This window comes from Rhodoferax sp., assembly GCF_010365055.1.
In the GTDB taxonomy this organism is placed as follows: Bacteria; Pseudomonadota; Gammaproteobacteria; order Burkholderiales; family Burkholderiaceae_C; genus Rhodoferax.
This window is the reverse complement of the sequence record NZ_JAAFHA010000183.1, coordinates 1-2,921: the sequence shown is the minus strand read 5'-3', so window position 1 is coordinate 2,921 and position 2,921 is coordinate 1. Positions and strand designations below refer to the sequence as shown.

Sequence of the window (2,921 nt, the reverse complement as noted above, 5' to 3'; positions counted from 1 at the left end):
GGGGGTGGCGTATATACCGACGAAATTACCAACGCGGTCTCATCACTACGCAACACGTATGCCATCATTGGCACCCTCCTCAACGCGCTCCTGGCGAGCCTCTTGTATCTGGTGATACGCCAGATGGTTAGCCGGCCGCTCGCCAATGCGACACGGGCCGCACAACAAATTGCCTCAGGCGACCTGACCACCTCGATCAAAAGCACCGGGCGCGATGAAATCGGCCAACTCGCCGCAGCCATGAACGGTATCAGCCAGGACCTGGCCAGCGTGGTCAGTAAAGTGCGCCTCGGCACCGACACCATGGCACTGGCCTCTGGCGAAATCGCCGCCGGCAATGCCGACCTGTCCTCGCGCACCGAAACCCAGGCCAGTTCGCTGGAAGAAACCGCCAGCTCGATGGAACAACTGACCGGCACCGTACGGCAAAATGCCGACAATGCGCGCCAGGCCAACCAGTTGGCGGCCACTGCCTCCAGCGTGGCGATCAAGGGCGGCGCCGTGGTGTCGCAGGTAGTCGACACGATGGGCTCGATCAAGGCCAGTTCGCGCAAGATTGCCGACATCATCAGCGTCATCGACGGCATCGCGTTCCAGACCAATATCCTGGCGCTCAACGCCGCAGTCGAAGCCGCCCGGGCCGGCGAACAGGGGCGCGGCTTTGCGGTGGTCGCCACCGAAGTGCGCAACCTGGCGCAGCGCTCGGCTTCCGCCGCCAAGGAAATCAAGTCGCTGATCGACGATTCGGTGCAGCAAGTCGACCGGGGCAGCAAACTGGTGGACGATGCCGGCCAAACCATGAGTGAGGTTGTCAGTTCGGTCAAGCGGGTAGCCGACATCATGAGCGAGATCACCGCCGCCAGCCAGGAGCAGAGCGACGGCATCGAACAGGTCAACCAGGCCATCGGCCAAATGGATGAAGTGACGCAACAGAATGCTGCGCTGGTGGAACAGGCAGCCGCCGCCGCCGAAAGCCTGCAGGATCAGGCGGCGGCGCTGGCGCAGGCGGTCAGCGTGTTCAAGCTCGGTAGTGAAACCCAGCCAGAATCGGGGCGGCCGGGCTTGCCGGGCCCGCACATCCCGGCGCTGGCGGCAAAAATCCCGGCAGCTGCCAGAACCGTTGCCATGACGAAAACCATCGCACCCAAAGCCGTAGCCAAGCCGGGCAGCAAGCCAGCAGGCGCGGACAGCGACGAATGGGAAGAGTTTTAAGCTGATGCCAGATCGGCTGACGCCGCAAGAAAAAGGGAGCCTTGGGCTCCCTTTTTTGCTTTTGACATGCATGATTACTAGCTGGCAAGCCGACAAATACAGGTTATTGTATTATTGAAGAAGCTTATTTTAATTGCGGGAATATCCATGTTTATTGGCATACCCCATCATTAATGGCTATGTCGCACTTAACTGTTGATTTGAAGTCTAATTTTTGACAACTAGTGTTGACGGAGGGCAAAGTCATGAAAACGCTGGACTTCAAAACCTGGCTGGAGCAACTCAATGCGCTTAACCGTGGGCAAAAAGACCGCCTGCGCACTGAACTGGAGCGACGGGGAAATGCAGACGAAGTCATTCGGCTCATAGAGCACGATTTGCAGGAAAAGCCGCTCTGCCCGCATTGCGGCAACACGCAGTTGCAACGGTGGGGTGTCAGCTGCAAACTGCAGCGCTACCGGTGCCGCCAATGCCGGCACACCTTCAATGCCCTGACACACACGCCGCTGGCGCGCCTGCGTCACAAAGACCGCTGGCTCCCTTACACCCAGGCCCTGATTGACGGCGCCAGCGTGCGCCAGGCGGCAAGCACCTGCGGCGTGGCCAAGAACACCAGTTTCAAGTGGCGTCACCGCTTTTTATCATCGCCCGCCCGGCAGAAAGCCGGACAGATGCATGGCATTGCAGAAGCGGACGAAACCTTTTTCCTGGAATCGTTCAAGGGCAAGCGACAGTTGCCCAGGAAAGCACGCAAGCGTGGCGGCAAGGCGGCCAAGCGGGGCACTTCGGTGGAGCAAATTCCGGTGTTGGTGGTGCGCGACCGGGATGGCGCCACCGCCGATTTCCGCCTCACGGGTGTGGGCACCAGGGAGATTGAGCCAGTGCTGGGGCCGTTGCTGGCTGCCGATGTCATCCTGTGCACCGATGGGGCTGCGGCCTATACCGTCATCGCCAAAAACCTGGGCGTGGAGCACCATCCGGTCAACCTGGCCCAAGGCGTGCATGTGCGCAGGGGCGCGTACCACATCCAGAACGTCAATGCCTACGACAGTCGGCTCAAGCAATGGCTGCTGCGCTTTCATGGCGTGGCAACCGACTACCTTGAAAGCTACCTGGGATGGCGCAGGATGCTGGAGCGATTCGGCAAAGACATTCTTCCCGGCATGTGTTTGCGTGCTGCTCTTGGGAAAGAAAGACACTTTCAACAGGTAACTGCGACATAGCCAAAAAATAGTGGCACTCCCGGATATATCCGATGAGTTATAAAAAATACTCTATAAAATCACTGCATTGCTATTCAATCGATGCCGGCACCAGCAACGATAGTTGCGCCGCATCCAGATAACACCACTCGCCTTCCTCCAGACCCAGCGCTTCCAGCGTCAGGCTGCCAATTGCACTGCGGTGTAAGGCCGTGCAATGGTTCTCGGCAGCTGCCAGCATGCGTTTGACCTGATGATATTTGCCCTGCTCCAGCACAATTTCCAGACTATGCGTACCCAGCTGACGACAAGTCACCGCTGACAGCGGCGCCGGCTCATCGTGCAACTGCACGCCGGCCAGCAATTGCGCCACCAGTTCCGTTGTTACCGGTTCGGCCGTAGTGGCGACATATATCTTCGGAATATGCCGTTTCGGCGACGATTGCGCGTGGATGAAGGGGCCGTCGTCTGACATCAGCAGCATGCCGGTAGTGTCGTGGTCGAGCC

At 59.1% G+C, this 2,921-nt stretch carries 3 protein-coding genes; 2 read left to right on the top strand and 1 reads right to left on the bottom strand.

What is annotated here, in order from left to right:
- Nucleotides 1-1,212: methyl-accepting chemotaxis protein (locus tag GZ093_RS20735; RefSeq protein WP_296489621.1), on the top strand; the 1,212-nt coding region annotated here is incomplete at its 5' end.
- 245 nt (nucleotides 1,213-1,457) lie between these two features.
- Entirely contained in the window at nucleotides 1,458-2,435 is a 978-nt protein-coding gene (locus GZ093_RS20730; protein ID WP_296489620.1) for an IS1595 family transposase, read from the top strand.
- Between the two features lie 70 nt (nucleotides 2,436-2,505).
- On the opposite strand, the gene GZ093_RS20725 is transcribed toward GZ093_RS20730, so the two are convergent.
- Nucleotides 2,506-2,921 (bottom strand): pseudouridine synthase (locus tag GZ093_RS20725; protein ID WP_296489618.1); only part of this gene is annotated, 416 nt, incomplete at its 5' end.

Bases quoted from the DNA above. Each gene is read 5' to 3' on its own strand.
- GZ093_RS20730 (WP_296489620.1), top strand. From the start codon at position 1,458: ATGAAAACGCTGGACTTCAAAACCTGGCTGGAGCAACTCAATGCGCTT.